Origin of the sequence: Sediminihabitans luteus (genome assembly GCF_002797595.1) — a bacterium.
GTDB classification, from domain to species: domain Bacteria; phylum Actinomycetota; class Actinomycetes; order Actinomycetales; family Cellulomonadaceae; genus Paraoerskovia; species Paraoerskovia lutea.
Genome location: NZ_PGFE01000007.1, coordinates 97,136 through 113,796 on the forward strand (window position 1 = coordinate 97,136; position 16,661 = coordinate 113,796).

General features: G+C 73.2%; 12 protein-coding genes. 7 read left to right on the plus strand and 5 right to left on the minus strand.

The window, feature by feature from the left end; translation table 11 throughout:
- Positions 1–87 precede the first annotated feature (87 nt).
- Positions 88–387 (plus strand): GNAT family N-acetyltransferase, encoded by a 300-nt coding sequence (locus CLV28_RS15140; protein WP_100424180.1) that lies wholly within the window; start codon positions 88–90, stop codon positions 385–387.
- Between the two features lie 49 nt (positions 388–436).
- Here CLV28_RS15140 and CLV28_RS15145 read toward each other — a convergent pair whose 3' ends face one another.
- Positions 437–1,189, minus strand: coding sequence for a hypothetical protein (locus CLV28_RS15145; protein WP_100424181.1), 753 nt, complete (start codon positions 1,187–1,189; stop codon positions 437–439).
- A gap of 309 nt (positions 1,190–1,498) precedes the next feature.
- Here CLV28_RS15145 and CLV28_RS15150 point away from each other — a divergent pair, with 309 nt between their 5' ends.
- Positions 1,499–2,563 carry a polysaccharide biosynthesis protein gene (locus CLV28_RS15150; RefSeq protein WP_239073311.1) on the plus strand — a complete coding sequence of 355 codons (1,065 nt, stop codon included), beginning with the start codon at positions 1,499–1,501 and terminating at the stop codon, positions 2,561–2,563.
- A complete protein-coding gene (locus CLV28_RS15155) occupies positions 2,560–3,714 on the plus strand; it encodes a glycosyltransferase family 2 protein (RefSeq protein ID WP_100424182.1) in 1,155 nt (384 codons plus the stop codon). Before CLV28_RS15150 ends, CLV28_RS15155 begins: the two co-directional genes overlap by 4 nt.
- A gap of 35 nt (positions 3,715–3,749) precedes the next feature.
- On the opposite strand, the gene pgm is transcribed toward CLV28_RS15155, so the two are convergent.
- On the minus strand, positions 3,750–5,432 hold the full coding sequence (gene pgm, locus CLV28_RS15160; protein WP_100424183.1) for a phosphoglucomutase (alpha-D-glucose-1,6-bisphosphate-dependent): 1,683 nt from the start codon (positions 5,430–5,432) through the stop codon (positions 3,750–3,752).
- A gap of 99 nt (positions 5,433–5,531) precedes the next feature.
- Here pgm and CLV28_RS15165 point away from each other — a divergent pair, with 99 nt between their 5' ends.
- Both CLV28_RS15165 and CLV28_RS15170 read left to right on the plus strand, forming a co-directional pair.
- Positions 5,532–6,356: a DUF5926 family protein gene (locus CLV28_RS15165; protein WP_100424214.1), complete on the plus strand. Its 825-nt coding sequence runs from the start codon at positions 5,532–5,534 to the stop codon at positions 6,354–6,356.
- Positions 6,357–6,461: 105 nt separating this feature from the next.
- Entirely contained in the window at positions 6,462–7,355 is an 894-nt protein-coding gene (locus CLV28_RS15170) for a glycosyltransferase family 2 protein (protein ID WP_373314318.1), read from the plus strand.
- Here CLV28_RS15170 and CLV28_RS15175 read toward each other — a convergent pair.
- Both CLV28_RS15175 and CLV28_RS15180 read right to left on the minus strand, forming a co-directional pair.
- Positions 7,345–11,916, minus strand: a complete 4,572-nt coding sequence (locus CLV28_RS15175) for a hypothetical protein (RefSeq protein WP_100424185.1) — start codon at positions 11,914–11,916, stop codon at positions 7,345–7,347. The genes CLV28_RS15170 and CLV28_RS15175 overlap by 11 nt on opposite strands.
- Before the next feature lie 26 nt (positions 11,917–11,942).
- Positions 11,943–13,055 carry a diacylglycerol/lipid kinase family protein gene (locus tag CLV28_RS15180; protein WP_100424186.1) on the minus strand — a complete coding sequence of 371 codons (1,113 nt, stop codon included), beginning with the start codon at positions 13,053–13,055 and terminating at the stop codon, positions 11,943–11,945.
- Between the two features lie 64 nt (positions 13,056–13,119).
- On the opposite strand from CLV28_RS15180, the gene serS reads away from it, so the two are divergent.
- Together serS and CLV28_RS15190 are read left to right on the plus strand one after the other, a co-directional pair.
- Complete coding sequence (gene serS, locus CLV28_RS15185) at positions 13,120–14,412, plus strand: serine--tRNA ligase (protein WP_100424187.1); 1,293 nt, start codon at positions 13,120–13,122, stop codon at positions 14,410–14,412.
- Positions 14,409–15,230, plus strand: a complete 822-nt coding sequence (locus CLV28_RS15190) for an HAD family hydrolase (protein ID WP_239073312.1) — start codon at positions 14,409–14,411, stop codon at positions 15,228–15,230. The genes serS and CLV28_RS15190 overlap by 4 nt, the downstream gene beginning before the upstream one ends.
- A 242-nt stretch (positions 15,231–15,472) precedes the next feature.
- Here the strand turns inward: CLV28_RS15190 and map are convergent, their stop codons facing one another.
- Positions 15,473–16,264 (minus strand): type I methionyl aminopeptidase, encoded by a 792-nt coding sequence (map, locus tag CLV28_RS15195; protein ID WP_100424188.1) that lies wholly within the window; start codon positions 16,262–16,264, stop codon positions 15,473–15,475.
- Between the last annotated feature and the right edge of the window lie 397 nt (positions 16,265–16,661).

Below are 16,661 nucleotides of genomic sequence, written 5' to 3' on the forward strand. Positions count from 1 at the left end.
GCAAGTATCTCCCACCTGCTACCGGTCGGTAACGTCGGACGACGCGTGGCGCGGGATGATCTCGGGCTCCCTGCGCCTTGACCAGGTATGACCACCCCGCTGCAGTACGACGTCGTCCACCGCCCAGGGCACGAGCGCTACGAGGCGCGCACGCCCGACGGCGAGGTCGTCGGCACGCTCGAGTACGTGCGCCGGGAGGACGGCCTCGTCGAGATGCCGCACACCGTCGTCCCGCCCGAGCACGGTGGGCAGGGCATCGCCGGCGCGCTCGCGCGGCGCGCGCTCGACGACGCGCGTGCCGAAGGGCTGCGCGTCGTGCCGACCTGCTGGTACGTCGACGGCTGGATCGCGCGGCACCCCGACTACCAGGACCTCGTCGCGCGCTGAGGCCCGGCCGCCGATCGGCGACCGGGCCCCGGTCAGGCGCTCCGCACGATCACTGGATCGTGGTGTCGCCCGAGGTCTCCTCGAGGGGCTGGACGAGGTCGCCCGCGTCGTCCGACTCGTACAGCGTCGCGTCGAACGTGATGGGCGAGCCCGCCTGGTACCGGAAGTTGTCGGCGATCGAGAACGACGTGCCCGGCTCCCACTGCTGCGTGTACGTCTCCTCGTCACCCGTGCCGGGCTGGGCCGCGGTCTGGTTGATGCCCAGCTTCTCGTTCATGTCGAAGTCGGTGACCGAGTCCATGCCCTGCAGGTACGGCCAGTCCGCGTAGCGACCGTCGACCGAGACCAGGGATGCGCCGATCGTGAGCGTCTCGTCCGAGGTGTTCGTGACGACGTAGTTCACGACCACGATGTCGTCGCCGACGTCGATGATCGGCTTGTTGGTCTCGGGGTCGACGAAGTTGCCCGTCTTCGAGGCCTTCTCGACGCCGACCTGGTAGACGTCAACCGAGAACCGGTCGCTCTTCAGCGTCGTCAGGAGCGTGCCCGGGTTCGTCACCGGGTACGCCCACGCGGCCGTCGTGTAGTCGCCCGAGCCTGCATCGGCCGGCTCCGCGTCGTCGGTGGCCTCGTCGCTGGGCTCCTCGGTGGCCTCGTCGCTCGGGGTCGCCGTCTCGTCCTCGGCCGCTGCGGCGGTCGAGGTGGATGCGTCGGCCGAGGCGTCGTCGTCCGACGAGCAGGCGGCGAGGCCGAGGATCGAGGCGAGGACGAGGGCTGCCGCCCCGGTGCGGGTGATGCGCATGGTGCTCCTAGGGTCAGGTTCCGGTGGATACGGGACCACCGTAGGGGGCGCGCGCCCGTAGACGCGCATCCGAGACAGGGGAGAAGTCCCCTCCCAGGTCAGAGGCTCGCAGGAGGTCCGGTGTGCGGACGGCCGGACCCGCGGTGCTCCCCGGACGGTGAAGGTTCCGCCGCGCTCTGGGGCGGGTGGTTTGTGACATCTGTCATAGCAAATGGGTGACTTTCACCCATCCTGAGGCTGTGAAGAAGCTGTGATGGACGATTAAATTAGGCTCGCTTCGTAAGACCCAGCCTAATGAATTGGTGCCGCATGTCGCTCATCCCCTTCGCCGGTCTCGTGCGCCCCGAGGATCTCCTCGGCCGGACGAGCACCCCCGTCCACGGCGACGCAGCCGTCAGGATGCTGCGAGGAGCGTCAGTCCTCGTGACGGGCGCCGGAGGTTCCATCGGCTCGGAGATCGTCAGGCAGGTCGAGGCTCTCGGCGCCTCCTCCGTGCACTTCGTCGACAACGACGAGTTCGCCCTGTACTCGCTCGAGCTCAGCTCACGGGGTTCGGCGCTCCTCGCCGAGGAGACGTATCGGCTCGCCGACATCCGCGACGTCGACCTCATGGACCGGATCTTCCGCGAGGTTCGTCCCGACGTCGTCTTCCACGCTGCCGCGCACAAGCACCTGCCGCTGCTCGAACGAGCGCCGGAGGCCGCCGTCAAGACCAACGTGTTCGGCACCGAGTCGGTCGTGCGCGCCTGCGTGCGCAACGAAGTCCCGAAGCTGGTCAACATCAGCACCGACAAGGCAGCGAACCCGACCTCCGTCCTGGGGTGGTCCAAGCGCCTGGCCGAGCAGATCGTCCGGCGCACGGCGATCGACTACGGGGTCGACTACTCCAACGTCCGGTTCGGAAACGTGCTCGGGAGCCGGGGGTCGTTCCTGCCGACGCTCGCCCACCAGATCGGGGCGGGGCTCCCCGTGCGCATCACCGACCCCGACGTGACGCGCTACTTCATGTCCATCCCCGAGGCCGCGGGACTCGTGATCGAGGCGGGCACCCTGCGGACGGAGGGCTCGACGTTCGTCCTCGACATGGGCGAGCCGGTCCGGATCCTCCGGCTCGTCGAGGAGTACGTGCGTCTCTCGGGCCTGCCGGCGCCGACGATCGAGTTCACCGGCCTGCGCCCGGGCGAGAAGCTGCACGAGGAGCTCTTCAGCCTCGCGGAGAACCATGTCGAGACCGAGCACCCGAGGATCCGCAGGGCCAACGTCGAAGACGTCGACCTGGCGTCGCAGGTCGCCCGGCTTCGTCGACTTATCGCCGACGGCGCCTCGGCCGCGGCGATCCGCAACGTCCTCGCTCCCGCGCCCGCGGTGTCGTGACCGGGCTCTGGCTGCTGATCCCAGCGATCTGCTGGGTCGGGATCGACCTCGTCGTCGTGGTCCGCGTGCGCCTGGCCTCGAGGGCCAGGCTCCCGCGGGTCCCACGGTTCGAGGACTTCGACGTCCTCGTGCCGATCTACGGCAACGTGCGCTACCTCGAGAACGTCGAGTACCTGACCCAGTACGGTCGTCGCGTCATCCTGTGCACCACGTCGGGAGAGAGCGACGAGTTCTACGGAGCGCTCGACGACCTCGGCCGACGGTTCGGGTTCCGGACCCACCGCGCCGACTACGTACCGCCGCCGTCGACCAAGCGGAACACCGGCGGCACCATCAGGGACCGCGTCGTCCGCTCGGCGCTCCAGCACGAGGTGCGCGCGAGCTACGTCGTGTGCATCGACGCGGACACCACGACCCCGCGACCGTTGGGTGATCTCGTCGGGATCATGCACGCCAAGGGCACGGAGATCGCCTCGGTGCGTCTCGTGACGCAGCCCGGGCTCAACTGGCTCGTCGCGCTGCAACGGTACGAGTACCGGCTCGCGATGCGGCTGCGGCTCCTGCTGCCGTGGATGCTGAGCGGCGCCTGCCACGCGGGCACCGCAGAGGCGCTCCGAGCGGTGATGCGCCGGCACTCCCTGTTCTTCCAGGGGAACGACATCGAGGTCGGCCTGCTCGCCAACGGGTACGGGTTCCGGGTCGCGCACATCCCGTTCGAGGTGCTGACGATCGTCCCCGACACGTTCAAGCCCTGGTGGCGTCAGCGCGTGGCCTGGGCGGGAGGGGAGTTCCGGCTCTTCATCGCCAACATCCGGTTCATCCTCAAGTACCCGCTGCTGTGGATCTACGGCTCCGTGGTCGTCATCGCGCTCATCGCCGTCCGCATCTACTCGGTCGCAGGCTCGTCGCTCGGCCTCCTGGCCGTCATCGGGCTCTACTTCGCCGTGACGTACGCGGTCCATTGGCGGTATCGCGACCGGTGGCTCGTGATCGTCCCGATCTACCGGCTCTTCTACACCCTGGTGATCGTCCCGATCGGCGTGTGGAAGTACTTCCAGATGTCGGTTCCGGAGCGGAACTACGGGGTCATCCGGCTCCCGCGGCCCCGGAACCACGACGGCCTCCCAGCGGTCCGGCACTCTCGCACCTGAACCGACGGGAGGCCGTGCACGGCATGGGAAGGACGTCAGCCGCCGAGCGCCGCCGAGACCACGTCCTTCGCCTCGGCCTGCACCTGGGCGAGGTGGTCGGCCGAGACGAACGACTCGGCGTAGATCTTGTAGACGTTCTCCGTGCCGGACGGACGCGCGGCGAACCACGCGTTCTCGGTCGTGACCTTCAGCCCGCCGATCTTCGCGTCGTTGCCGGGCGCCTCGGTGAGCTTCGCGGTGATCTCCTCGCCCGCGAGCGAGGTCGCCTCGACCTGCTCGGGCGACAGCTTGGCGAGCGTCGCCTTCTCCTCGAGCGAGGCGGGCGCGTCGACGCGCGCGTACCAGGACGCGCCGTGCTCGGCCACGAGCTCCGCGTGGTGCTGCGACGGGGTGCGACCCGTCGTCGCGAGGATCTCCGAGCCGAGCAGGGCCAGCAGCAGCCCGTCCTTGTCGGTCGTCCAGACGCCGCCGTCGGTGCGCAGGAACGACGCGCCCGCCGACTCCTCGCCACCGAACCCGACCGAGCCGTCGAGCAGGCCGGGCACGAACCACTTGAACCCGACGGGGACCTCGACCACGCGGCGTCCGAGGCTCGCCCCGACCCGGTCGATGAGCGACGACGACACGAGGGTCTTGCCGATCGCTGCGGCCTCGCCCCACCCGGGGCGTGCGCCGCCGTACAGGTACGCGATCGACACCGCGAGGAAGTGGTTGGGGTTCATGAGGCCGGCGTCGGGCGTCACGATGCCGTGCCGGTCGGAGTCCGCGTCGTTGCCCGTCGCGATGTCGAACGTGCCCGACGTCGCCGGGTCCGTCATCTTCGACACGAGCGACGCCATCGCGGACGGCGACGAGCAGTCCATCCGGATCTTGCCGTCCCAGTCGAGCGTCATGAACGCCCAGCGCGGGTCGACCTGCGGGTTGACCACGGTCAGGTCGAGGTCGTAGCGCTCGGCGATCTCGCCCCAGTACTCGACGGCCGCACCACCGAGCGGGTCGGCGCCGATCCGGATGCCCGACGAGCGGATGGCCTCCATGTCGATCACGTTCGCGAGGTCGTCGACGTAGCTCGTGAGGAAGTCGTGCCTGCGCGTGGTCTCGGCGGCGAGCGCCTCCTCGAGCGAGACGCGGCGCACCGCGCCCACGCCCGAGCGCAGGATCTCGTTCGCGCGGTCCGCGATCCACCCCGTCGCCTCGCTCCCGGCCGGACCACCGTGCGGCGGGTTGTACTTGAAGCCACCGTCGCGGGGCGGGTTGTGCGACGGCGTCACGACGATCCCGTCCGCGAGACCCGGACCGGAGGTGCGCACGCCCTCGGACGTCGCCGCGCCGTTGTGCCGCAGGATCGCGAGCGACACCGCCGGGGTCGGGGTGAAGCTGTCCCGCGCGTCCACGTACGTCTCGACGCCCGCCGCCGCGAGCACCTCGAGCGCGGTCTGCCACGCCGGCAGGGACAGCGCGTGCGTGTCCCGCCCGATGTACAGCGGGCCGTCCGTGCCCTGGCTCGCCCGGTACTCGACGATCGCCTGCGTCGTGGCGATGATGTGCGCCTCGTTGAACGCGTGGTCGAGGCTCGACCCGCGGTGCCCCGACGTGCCGAACACGACCTTCTGGGCCGGGTCGTCGACGTCGGGCGTCAGGTCGTAGTAGGCGCCGACGACGGCGTCCACGTCGATGAGGTCGGAAGGCTGGGCGGGGGTACCGGCGCGGGGATCCATAGGAACGATCCTGCCACCGGGGGAGGGCGCTCGCCGGGCGTGTCCGTGCCCGTGCAGCACCGGCCCGCGGTCGGCCGCACCGGCGATAGACTCGCGGACATGGCCAAGAACTCCACGCCCGACTTCGTGCTGCGCCCCTTCGAGGGGCTTCCCGGAGAGACCGACTGGGTCGCGATGCGCGAGGTCGTCCCCGCGGCGACCGCGACGGCCCGTACGACCGCCGAGCACGGCGCGCGCGACGTCCTCATCACGACGGTCCTGCCCGAGGGCTGGGCCGCGCTGCACCGCCAGGACGGCGTGATCCTGCTCGCCCTGCAGACCCTCGCGGGCTCGGGCGACGCGAGCCGCGACCTCGCCGAGACGCTGCTCGAGGTGCTCGACACCGAGCCCGGCACGTCGATCGAGACCGTCGGCATCCCGGGCGAGGGCCCGCGCCTGCAGGACGTGCTCGACCTGTCGGTCCCGTTCGAGGTCACCGTCCACGACGACTACGCGTACTGGCTCGACCCGGCGACCGACGTCACCCCCGACGTCAAGGAGGCCCTCGAGGACTCCGCGTCCGCGATCATCCCGACCGTCAAGCTCGACTCGGTCGAGTCGGCGTACTGGTGCCGCATGAGCCGCGAGTTCCTGCGCTGGGCGTGGCCGCACGACGAGGAGACGATGATCGACGCGATCGCGCGCCTGCACGCGAAGCGCGACTCGGGCCTCGGCACCGGCAAGTTCATCGGCGCGTTCCGCTCGAGCGGGATCCTCGTGCCCGTGTGGGAGTTCCCCCGCGGCACCGAGGCGTCCGAGCTCGAGGAGCCCGCCACGGTGTTCGCGACCAAGTTCGAGGCGGCGCTCGCGGTCACCGAGCCGCTCGACGCGAACGAGCGTCGCGCGCGTGCCGGCATCGTGGCCCGCCAGGTCACGCTCCGCTGACGATTCGTAGGTCTGCGCGAGGGTCGGGGACGCCTCCACAGGATCTTCCCCGACCCGACGCGTGGCATTCGTGGACCGAGTCTTTGCCCTACTAGGATGAGCAGCGTGAACGCGGACAAGAACTCCCAGGGCTCATCCTCGACCGGTCGGCAGGCCGATGCCGAGCGACCCTCGGGAGCCCGCATCGGCAGCGCGTACGCGACGTCGAGCGTGCCGAACCCCGTGGCCCGCACGCCGCGCCCCGAGCGCACCGACCGCACGCACCGCCAGCGCGTCGCGGTCGTGATCCCTGCGAAGGACGAGTCGCGCCGTATCGCGGCGACGGTCCGCGCGGCCAAGGCCATCCCGCACGTCGACCTCGTCCTCGTGGTCGACGACGGCAGCGACGACAACACGCAGGACGTCGCGCGCGACGCCGGCGCCGTCGTCGTGCGGCACAGCCACAACCGCGGCAAGGCCGCGGCCATGGAGACGGGCGCCGCGGTCGTCGCGATGCGGGACGCCGCGGACCGCGCCCCCCGCCTGCTGCTGTTCATCGACGGCGACCTCGCCGAGACCGCGGTCAACACGGCCCCGCTCGTGGCCCCCGTGCTCGACGGCGTCGCGGACGTCGCGATCGCGCTGCTGCCGCCGCAGGTCGGCGCGGGCGGGCGCGGCATCGTCGTGGGCGCGGCCCGCCGCGCGATCCACTCGCTCACCGGCTGGACGCCGACCCAGCCGCTGTCGGGCATGCGCTGCCTGACCCGCCAGGCGTTCGAGGCCGCGACGCCGCTCGCGCGCGGCTGGGGTGTCGAGGCCGGCATGACGATCGACCTGCTGCGCCAGGGTTACGTCGCGGTCGAGGTGCCGTGCGACCTGCGGCACCGGCCCTCGGGCACGGACTTCCGCGGGCAGATGCACCGTGCCGCGCAGTACCGCGACGTGCAGCTCGCCGTCGCGGCCCGCCGCACCAAGGCCGTCGCCGGCCGGGTGAGCGGCAAGAAGTCCGTCACGCGCTGACGTCGCGCCCGGGGCCTGGACTGACGGCGTCCGCCGGGCCGGACGCCGCGTCGTCCCCCCGCAGGAACGCGACCAGGAGCAGCGGCACCGCGGGCACGAGCGCGATCATCGCGATCCGGATCCCGAAGTCGTTCACGAGCGACCCCGTCACGGATGCGACCCAGATCGCGAGCACGGCGGGCCGCACGAGCGGCCACGTCGCCTCGGTGCGCGCGAACCAGCGCGGCGTCAGGCGTGGCACGAACAGCACGAGCGCGACGGCGACGAGCACGGCGAGCGTGATCCACACGGGCACGCCGCCGAGCAGCGAGCGCAGCGCGAACCCGGCCTTGCGCAGCAGCGTCGACCACGCCTCGCCGTCGATCACCTGACCCACGAACCGGCCCAGGTGCGAGCGTTCGGCCGGGGGGCGCAGCCAGTCGAGCACGCCGACGGCGGCGACCGCGAGCACCCCGACCGCGCCGACGAGCACGAACCGGCGCAGGGTCACGCGGGCGCCGCTCGCGGCGAGCACGAGCACCGCGAACGTGGGGGCGAGAACGAGCCCGCCGCCGAGGTCGGCGCCGAGGGTCGGCCCGACGTCGACGTACATGGCCACGAGCCCGAGTGCGGCGACGGTCACGGCCGCGGTGCGACGGCGTCCGCGCTGCACGAGCCACTGCGCGAGCGCGGCCGAGGCGATCACGGCGGCGACCGCGTAGACGGAGAAGGTCGGGTTGCCGAACCCGTAGAACCGGGCGCCGTACGTGGGTGCGGAGCCGAGCGGGCTCGCACGGTTGAGCGGGGTGCCCACGAGGGCGTCGAGCGTGAGCATCGCGAACGTGAGGCCGGCGAGCAGCGCGGGCCCGGCCCACACGGGCCGTCGGGGGGCGAGCAGCGCGAGTCCGGCGGTCGCGGCGACCATGACGAGGGTCGAGAGCAGCAGCGCGATCCCGGCCTGGTCGAACCGCCACCACGCGGTGAGCGAGACGAGGAACGCGGCGGTGGGCACGGCGGCGACGACGAGCGCGGCGGCCTCGACGGCACGGCGTGGTCGTCCGACGAGCGGCGCGAGCCCGCGCCTGCGCCGCCACGCGCCGGCGAGCAGGCAGCCGAGCGCGAGCGCGATCCCCGCATAGAACGGAAGGTCGACGTACGACGTGTACGCGGAGCGTCGCACGACGTCGAGCGCGGTGAGGTCGGCGATCTCGTCGGCCGCGGTCACGGCGTCCGGCGGGCGGGGCGAGCCGTAGGTGATCGGGGTGTCCTCGAGCGGCGCGACGGCGTCGGTGCCGGTCGCGGCCAGGACCGTCGCGGGCACGTCGAGCAGGCGGACGACGCCGTCGGTGCGGGTCGCGGCGCTCGTGAGGTAGGCGGGGGAGTCGGGGTGCGTCACGCCGGGCCGCAGCACGGTCACGCCGAGCGCGGGCGGCTCGCCGGGGGTGTTGGCGACGTCGACGACGAGCACGGTCGTCGAGGCGGGCACCGCGTCGAGCACCTTCGCGACGACGGCGTCGATGCCGGCGACCGCCGCGGCGTGCGTCGTCGGGTCGGTCGCGTCGCCCGCGTCGACGACCGTCACGGGGCAGCCGAACGCGGAGCCGGTCGAGCCGTCGAACGCGTCGGCGAGCTCGGTGTACCGGTCGACCGTGCCCTCGCTCGTCGCGAGCGCGACCGCGGCGCCCGGCCCGACCGCCGAGGTGCACGCGACCCCGTCGAGCTGGTCTCCGAGGCGGCCCAGGTGCGCCTGGTACCGCGAGCCGTCCTGGAGCGCGACGAGGTCGTCCCACTGGTCGACGCGCTCGCCGGTGACGCTCAGGTCGGGGCAGTCCCACACGCCGTCGGTGCTCGTGGCCGTCGCGTCGGCGAGAACGCCGGCCGAGATCGCGAGCCAGCCGCCCTCGGGGCACCGCGCCGCGGTGCCGGTGGGCAGCGAGTCGCCCGCCGCGCCCGCGTCCTCGGAGAGCATCGACCGGATCGTCGGGGCCAGGCCCGTGCTCACGTCGTCCCACCGCACGCCCGCGGTGCCGACCACCACGAGGTCGCCCCCGGCGGGCACGGCGGCCTGCTCGTCGGACGGCGCGACCTGGGTCCCGGCGCCCGTGGGCCCGGTCCCGGGCGCGACGAGCGTCGCGAGCAGCATGGTGACGAGCAGCCCGCCGGCGAGGGTCACGAGGGTGCCCGTCATGGAGCGGACGCCGGGCGCTGTGGTCGGGAGAACACGCGGTGTCCCCGCCGGGCCGGCCGGGGTCGCGTCGTCCACGAGCGACGGCACGAGCATCGCGACCGCCACGACCAGGACGAAGCCGCCGACCACGATGCCCGAGTCGTTGAGCACCGACCCGACGACGCCGGTGGTCGCGAGCGCGAGGGCGAGCGGCCGCAGCAGGGGCCAGCGGCGGTACGCCTCGGCGAGCTCGGTCATCCGCAGCCGCTCGGGTCGCAGCACCGCCCAGACGGCGAGCACGAGCAGCGGCAGCACGACCACGCCCGCCGGGTTCGCGACGGTCGACCACGCGCCCGCGGCCTTGCTCGCGACGAGCGACAGCGCCTCGCCGTCGACGATCCGCTGCACGAACCCGCCGAGGTGCGAGGGCTCGCCCGGCCCGGCCCAGTCGAGCACCGCCACGGTGCCGACCACGAGGAGCGTCACGAGGGCGAGCGCAGCGACCCGACGCCAGGTGATCCGCACGCCCGCGACGAGCAGCACGAGCACCGCGAACCCGGGCACGAGCGCGAGGATCCCGCCGAAGTCGGCACCGAACTGCGGCCCCCCGTCGATCACGGTCGTGACCACCCCGACCGCCGCGATCACGACGAGGGCCCAGCTGCGGCGTCCGGCACGCGCGAGCGACGACGCGAGCCCGGCCGCGAGCGTGAGCCCGGCGACCGCGAAGATCGCGAACGTCATGTTGTTGAACCCGTAGAACCGCGCCCCCTGCGCGAGCGACGAACCCAGGAGCGACCCCTGCTGGAGGGTCGTCCCGGTCAGCCCGTCGATCACGAGGACGAGCCAGGTGATGCCGGCGACGCAGGTCGCGAGCCGCCACGGGCTCGCGGGGAGCACGCGGCTCAGGAGCCACGACGCGACCGCGACAGCGGCCGTCGCGACGCAGATCGCGAGCACGAGCACGAACGTCGGGGCGGGCAGCACCCACCACCGGCTGAGGGCCGCGAGCGGCGTGCCCACGGGCGCGGACGCGACCACGAGCGTCGTCGCGACGAGCAGACGACGCCCGCCCGGCCCGGGCGGGAGCACCGCGGCGCCGTGACGGGCCGCGCGCCGTCGGGCCCACAGCGCGCCGACCACGCACCCGGCGAGCGCGAGGCCGAGGATCGTCACGAGCACGGGCATGAGCTGCGGGATCGTCGTGGTCAGCACGTTGACGTAGCGCCGGTTCTCGACCGTCCCGCTGACGTCGCTGCGCCGCTCCTCGCCGTCCTCGAGTGGGTGGCCGTCGAGCTGCGCGGTCTCGACCCCGGCGTCGGCCGCGATGGTCGCCGTCAGGTCCGCGAGCTGCACGAGCCCGGGGCGTCGCGTGCCCTCCGAGGTCGACCAGCGGGCGTCGTCCTCGCCGCTCGTCCAGTCGACCACGACCTGCAGGTCGGGCTGCGCGAGCGGTGCGCCCGTGACCCCCGCGACCAGCACGCGCGACCCCGGGGGCAGCGCCGCGCGCAGCCGCACGAGCGTCGCGTCGAGCGAGTCGAGCGCCGCCATGCGCTCGGGCCCGGCCTCGGGCAGGTCGCCGAGGTCGACCACGAGGGTGCCGCACGAGGCGATCTGGTGGTCGTCGACCTCCGCGAGGTCGGCCGCGTACCGGTCGACGTGCCCGGTCGCGTCGGCGAGCATGACCGCCGCGCCCGGCCCGACCGCGGTGCGGCACGCGTCGGCCGTCGCGAACGACTCGCCGAGCTCGCCCGGCAGCACCGCCGTCTCGGTCTCGAGGATGCCCTCCTCGGCGGGCCGTGTGAGCGCCGTCCACCCGGGCACGGTCACGGGACCGGGCTGCTGCGCGGGCGCCGTGACCTGGGGCACGTCGAGGCAGGTCGCGGGCGCGGCGACGTCGTCGGTCGCGTCGTCGGACGGCTCGACCGTCTGCTCGGGCACGGCCTGCGTGCGGCGGCCCGCCGAGAGCGTGAGCCACGCGTCGAGCGGGCAGGTGAGCGGGTTGGCCGTGCGCACGTTGATCGACGCGACCGAGCCCTGGTCGATCATGCGCCACAGGCTCGGGGTGGTGGACGCCGAGACGTCGTTCCAGCGTAGGCCGCCGAGCCCGACCAGGACGGTCGGGGGCTCGACCTCGAAGTCCTCGGCGGTCGGGGCGTCCGTGCTGGGGGTGCCCGTGGCCGGTGTGCCCGTGGCCGACGTTTCCGTCGGCGCCGTCGTCGGGCCGGCCGTCGTCGGGCCGGCCGTCGCCGCGCGGGCCTGGCCCGCGGCGAGCAGCGCGCCCACGGGCGCGACGGCGAGCGCGAGCAGCAGGCCCACGAGCAGCGCCACGAGCGCCCGGGGGAACCCCGGGAGCGACGTCCCGACGCGGGGTCGGGGCGCGGGCGGGCTCGTCGGCGCGGCGGGGCTCGTCACCGCCCCAGCCTACGTGCGCGCCGCGCTCAGGCGGTCCGCACCACGAGCGCCTTCGGCTCGACCCAGGCCTCGAGCTCGGCCGCGCGCCCGATCACGTCGCCGTCGACCTGCGCCTGCTCGCCGCCCTCGACCTCGACGACGACGCGCTGCGCGCGCGTGTGGTCGATGCGGCCGATCTTCGCGGGCAGGTCGTTGCGCATCCCGAACCCCTGCATCACGACCTCGCCGAACAGCTGCGCCCACCCCGCGAGGCCGCCGCGCGTGTCGATCGCGGCGAGGTCGAGGATCCCGTCGTCGATCACCGCGTCGGGGATGAGGTTGATGCCGCCGGGCAGGCGGCCGCAGTTGCCGATGAGGATGGTGCGCAGCCGTGCGACGACGGTCCCGCGGTCGTCGACCGTGATGCGGGTGCGCATGCGCTTGCCGTGCAGGTGCTTGACGCCGGCCACGAAGTACGCGACCCAGCCCATCTTTGCCTTGAGGTCGTCGTCGGCGTCCGCGACCATCGCGGCGTCGAACCCGAGGCCCGCGATGACGAGGAAGATGTGCTTGTCGCCCTCGCCGCCCGGCGTCGCGCCGTCGTCGGCGGCGTCGCCGGGCTCGTCGGCCCAGCGCGTCACGCGCGCCCACCCCACGTCGATCGTGCGGTCGACCCCGCCCACGAGGATCCGCAGCGCCGCGGCGCGGTCGCCCACGGGGATGTCGAGGTTGCGCGCGAGCAGGTTGCCGGTGCCCGACGGCACGAGGGCCATGGGCACGCCCGTGCCCGTGAGGGCCTCGGCGACCGCGCGCACGGTCCCGTCGCCGCCGACCGCGACGACGACGTCCGCGCCGCGCTCGATCGCCTCGCGGGCCTGGCCCACGCCCGGGTCGTCGACGGTCGTCTCGATCCACAGCGGGTCGGGCAGGGCCGCCTCGCGGCACGCGCGGCGGGCGACCTCCTCGAAGGCCGCGACCTCGGGCTTGGAGGGGTTCGCGACGAACGCCACGAGGTCGCGGTGCGTGTCGACGTCCGCGGCGGGGGAGACCGGGTCGGCGGGGCCGCTCGTGTGCAGCCTCCGGTAGATCAGCAGTGCCACCACGAGAGCCGCCGCAGCGAGCACGACGGCGACGATCCCCAACCACAGTTCCCAGGTCATGGCCGTCAACCTAACGGGCGGACCACCTGCACGCGCCCCGGGCGTGGTTCGTTACGCTGCAGGGGTGATCGACCTCAAGATGCTGCGCAGCGACCCCGACACGATCCGAGCGAGCCAGGAGGCCCGGGGCGACGACCCCGCGCTCGTGGACGCCGCGCTCGACGCCGAGGCGCGGCGCCGCTCCGCGCTCACCGAGTTCGAGCAGCTGCGCGCCGAGCAGAAGTCCCTCGGCAAGGAGGTCGCGCGCGCCCAGGGCGACGAGAAGCAGGCGCTGCTCGCGCGCACCAAGCAGATCGCGGCCGACGTCAAGGGTCTGCAGGCCGAGGCCGACGCCGCCGAGGCGCAGCTCAAGGAGCTGCTCTACAAGATCTCGAACGTCATCGAGGGCGCGCCCCCCGGGGGCGAGGACGACTACGTGGTGCTGCGCCACGAGGGCACGATCCGCGACTTCGCTGCCGAGGGCTTCGCGCCGCAGGATCACCTCGCGATCGGCGAGGGCCTGCGCGCGATCGACACCGAGCGCGGCGCGAAGGTCTCCGGCGCGCGCTTCTACTACCTCACGGGCATCGGAGCGCGCCTCGAGCTCGCGCTCCTGAACGCCGCGGTCGACCAGGCCACGCGCGCCGGGTTCACGCCCGTGATCACCCCGACGCTCGTGCGCCCCGAGATCATGCAGGGCACCGGGTTCCTCGGCGCGCACGCCGACGAGATCTACCGCCTCGAGGCCGACGACCTCTACCTCGTGGGCACGAGCGAGGTCGCGCTCGCGGGCTACCACTCGGGCGAGATCCTCGACCTGAGCGACGGCCCCCGCCGGTACGCCGGCTGGAGCGCGTGCTACCGCCGCGAGGCCGGCTCGTACGGCAAGGACACCCGCGGGATCATCCGCGTGCACCAGTTCCACAAGGTCGAGATGTTCAGCTACTGCGCCCCCGAGGACGCCGCTGCCGAGCACCAGCGCCTCCTGGCCTGGGAGGAGGAGATGCTCGCGAAGTGCGAGCTGCCGTACCGCGTGATCGACACCGCGGCGGGCGACCTCGGCTCGAGCGCGGCGCGCAAGTTCGACTGCGAGGCGTGGCTGCCCACGCAGGAGCGCTACCTCGAGCTCACGTCGACCTCGAACTGCACCACGTTCCAGGCGCGCCGCCTCAACGTGCGCGAGCGCGTCCCGGGCGAGAACGGCGAGAAGTCGGAGACCCGCACCGTCGCGACGCTCAACGGCACGCTCGGCACGACCCGCTGGATCGTCGCGATCCTCGAGAACCACCAGCAGGCCGACGGCTCGGTGCGGGTGCCCGAGGGCCTGCGCCCCTACCTGGGCGGGCTCGAGGTCCTCGAGCCGGTCACGTCCGCGTGACGCCCGGCCCGGCGGCGTCCGACGACGGACCGCTCCTCGTCGCGCTCGACATCGACGGCACCCTCATCACGTACGACGAGGTCATGTCGGACGACGTGCGCGACGCGGTCGCGGCCGTGCGGGCCGCCGGGCACCACGTGGTCCTCTCGACCGGTCGCTCGGTCATCGCGGTCACACCGATCGCGGCCGAGCTCGGCATCGACGAGGCCTGGGCGGTCACCTCGAACGGCGCGGTCACGGTGCGGCTCGACCCGCGCGAGCCGCAGGGGTTCGTGGTCGACGACGTCGTGACGTTCGACCCCGGCCCCGTGCTGCGCGTGCTCGGCGAGAAGCTCCCGGACGCGCGCTACGCGGTCGAGGAGATCGGCGTCGGGTTCCGCATCAGCTCGCCGTTCCCCGAGGGCGAACTGGGCGGCGAGCACGAGGTCGTGCCGTTCCACGAGCTGTGGGACCGCGAGGTCACGCGCGTCGTGGTGCGCAGCCCCGAGCGCACGAGCGACGACTTCCACGAGGTCGTCTCGCACCTGGGTCTCTCGGACGTCACGTACGCCGTGGGCTGGTCGGCATGGATGGACCTCGCGCCGCTCGGGGTGTCGAAGGCGACCGCTCTCGAGCGCGTGCGCCGGGCCCTGCACGTGCAGCCGCACCGGACCGTCGCGGTCGGCGACGGCAACAACGACCTCGAGATGCTCGAGTGGGCCGCGCGCGGGGTCGCGATGGGCCATGCGTCGTCCGCCCTCAAGGCCGTGGCCGACGAGGTCACCGGGACGATCGAGGAGGACGGCGCGGTCGCCGTCCTGCGCAGCCTGCTCCCCTGACGACGACCCACCCCCCGGCACGACCCGCTGCCTGCGCGACCGCCTACCTGCCTGCCTGCCCACGTGCCTGCCTGCCCACGTGCCCGTGTGACCGCCGAACCGGCGATCATGGTCGGTCGGGAGCCCTGGAACGACCACGATCCCCGGGTCGGCGAACCGGAACCGCCGGGTCGTCGGCGAACCGGAACCGCCGGGTTGGCGACGAACGAGAACCGCCGGGTCGGCGAACCGGAACCGCCGGGTCAGCCCTCGCCGCCGCCGCGCGCGGTGAGCACGAGCGGCCCGTCCTCGGTGATCGCGACGGTGTGCTCGGAGTGCGCGCCGCGCGAGCCGTCGGCGCTGCGCAGGGTCCAGCCGTCCGGGTCGGTCCAGATCTCGTCGGTGCCGGAGCAGAACCACGGCTCGATCGCGATCACGAGGCCCGGCTTGAGCGGGAACCCGCGTCCTGCGCGGCCGTCGTTCGGCACGTGCGGCTCGCCGTGCATGGTGCGCCCGACGCCGTGTCCACCGAAGTCGGTGTTGATGCGGTAGCCCGCGGCGTGCCCGACGGCGGCGATCGCGGCCGAGATGTCGCCGATCTTGCCGCCGGGCTGCGCGGCCGCGATGCCGGCCTCGAGCGCACGCTCGCTGACCTCGATGAGGCGCTGGTCCTGCTCGCCGCGCTCGCCCTGCGCGCCGCCGACGACGAACGACAGCGCCGAGTCCGCGACCCAGCCGTCGACCGCGCACGCGAAGTCGAGGCTCAGCAGGTCGCCCTGGCGCAGCACGTAGTCGTGCGGCAGGCCGTGCAGCACGGCGTCGTTGACCGAGGTGCAGATGACCTTGCCGAACGGGCTCGCGCCGAACGACGGGTGGTAGTCGATGTAGCACGACTCGGCCCCGCGCTCGCGGATCATGCGGTGCACGAACGCGTCGATCTCGAGCAGGTTCGTGCCCACGCGCGTGAACGCCTTGGCCTCGGTGAGCACCTGCGCGACGAAAGCCCCGGCCGCGCGCATCTGCTCGATCTCGCGGGGCGTGCGGAGCTCGATCATGGGGTCCTCCAGGGGTGGCGTGGCGCGGTGGGCCGTCGGGTCGCGGCCCTGTCCAGCGTAGTCGGCCGGGGTCCGCCCCCGGGTGTCGGACGCCGCGACCGGCCACCCGCGTCCGTGACCGTCGCGTCCGTGACCGTCACGTCCGGGCCCCTTCGCGAGCCCACGACGGGGCCGGGACGTGACGCTCGGCATCGGGGGCGGCGACGTCGGGGGGGGGCGACGGCGCCCCGGGCAACGATCCCCGGGCCTATGCGCGATCGTTACGGCTTTCTCGCGGATCGGGTCCGCAGCGGTTGCCGATCGTTCGTGGAAGCGTTCACATGGAACGGTCAGCACCTCGGCGTGCGGACGAAGTGAGCACCACGACGCAGTGGAGGGACCCACGATGACCAGAATG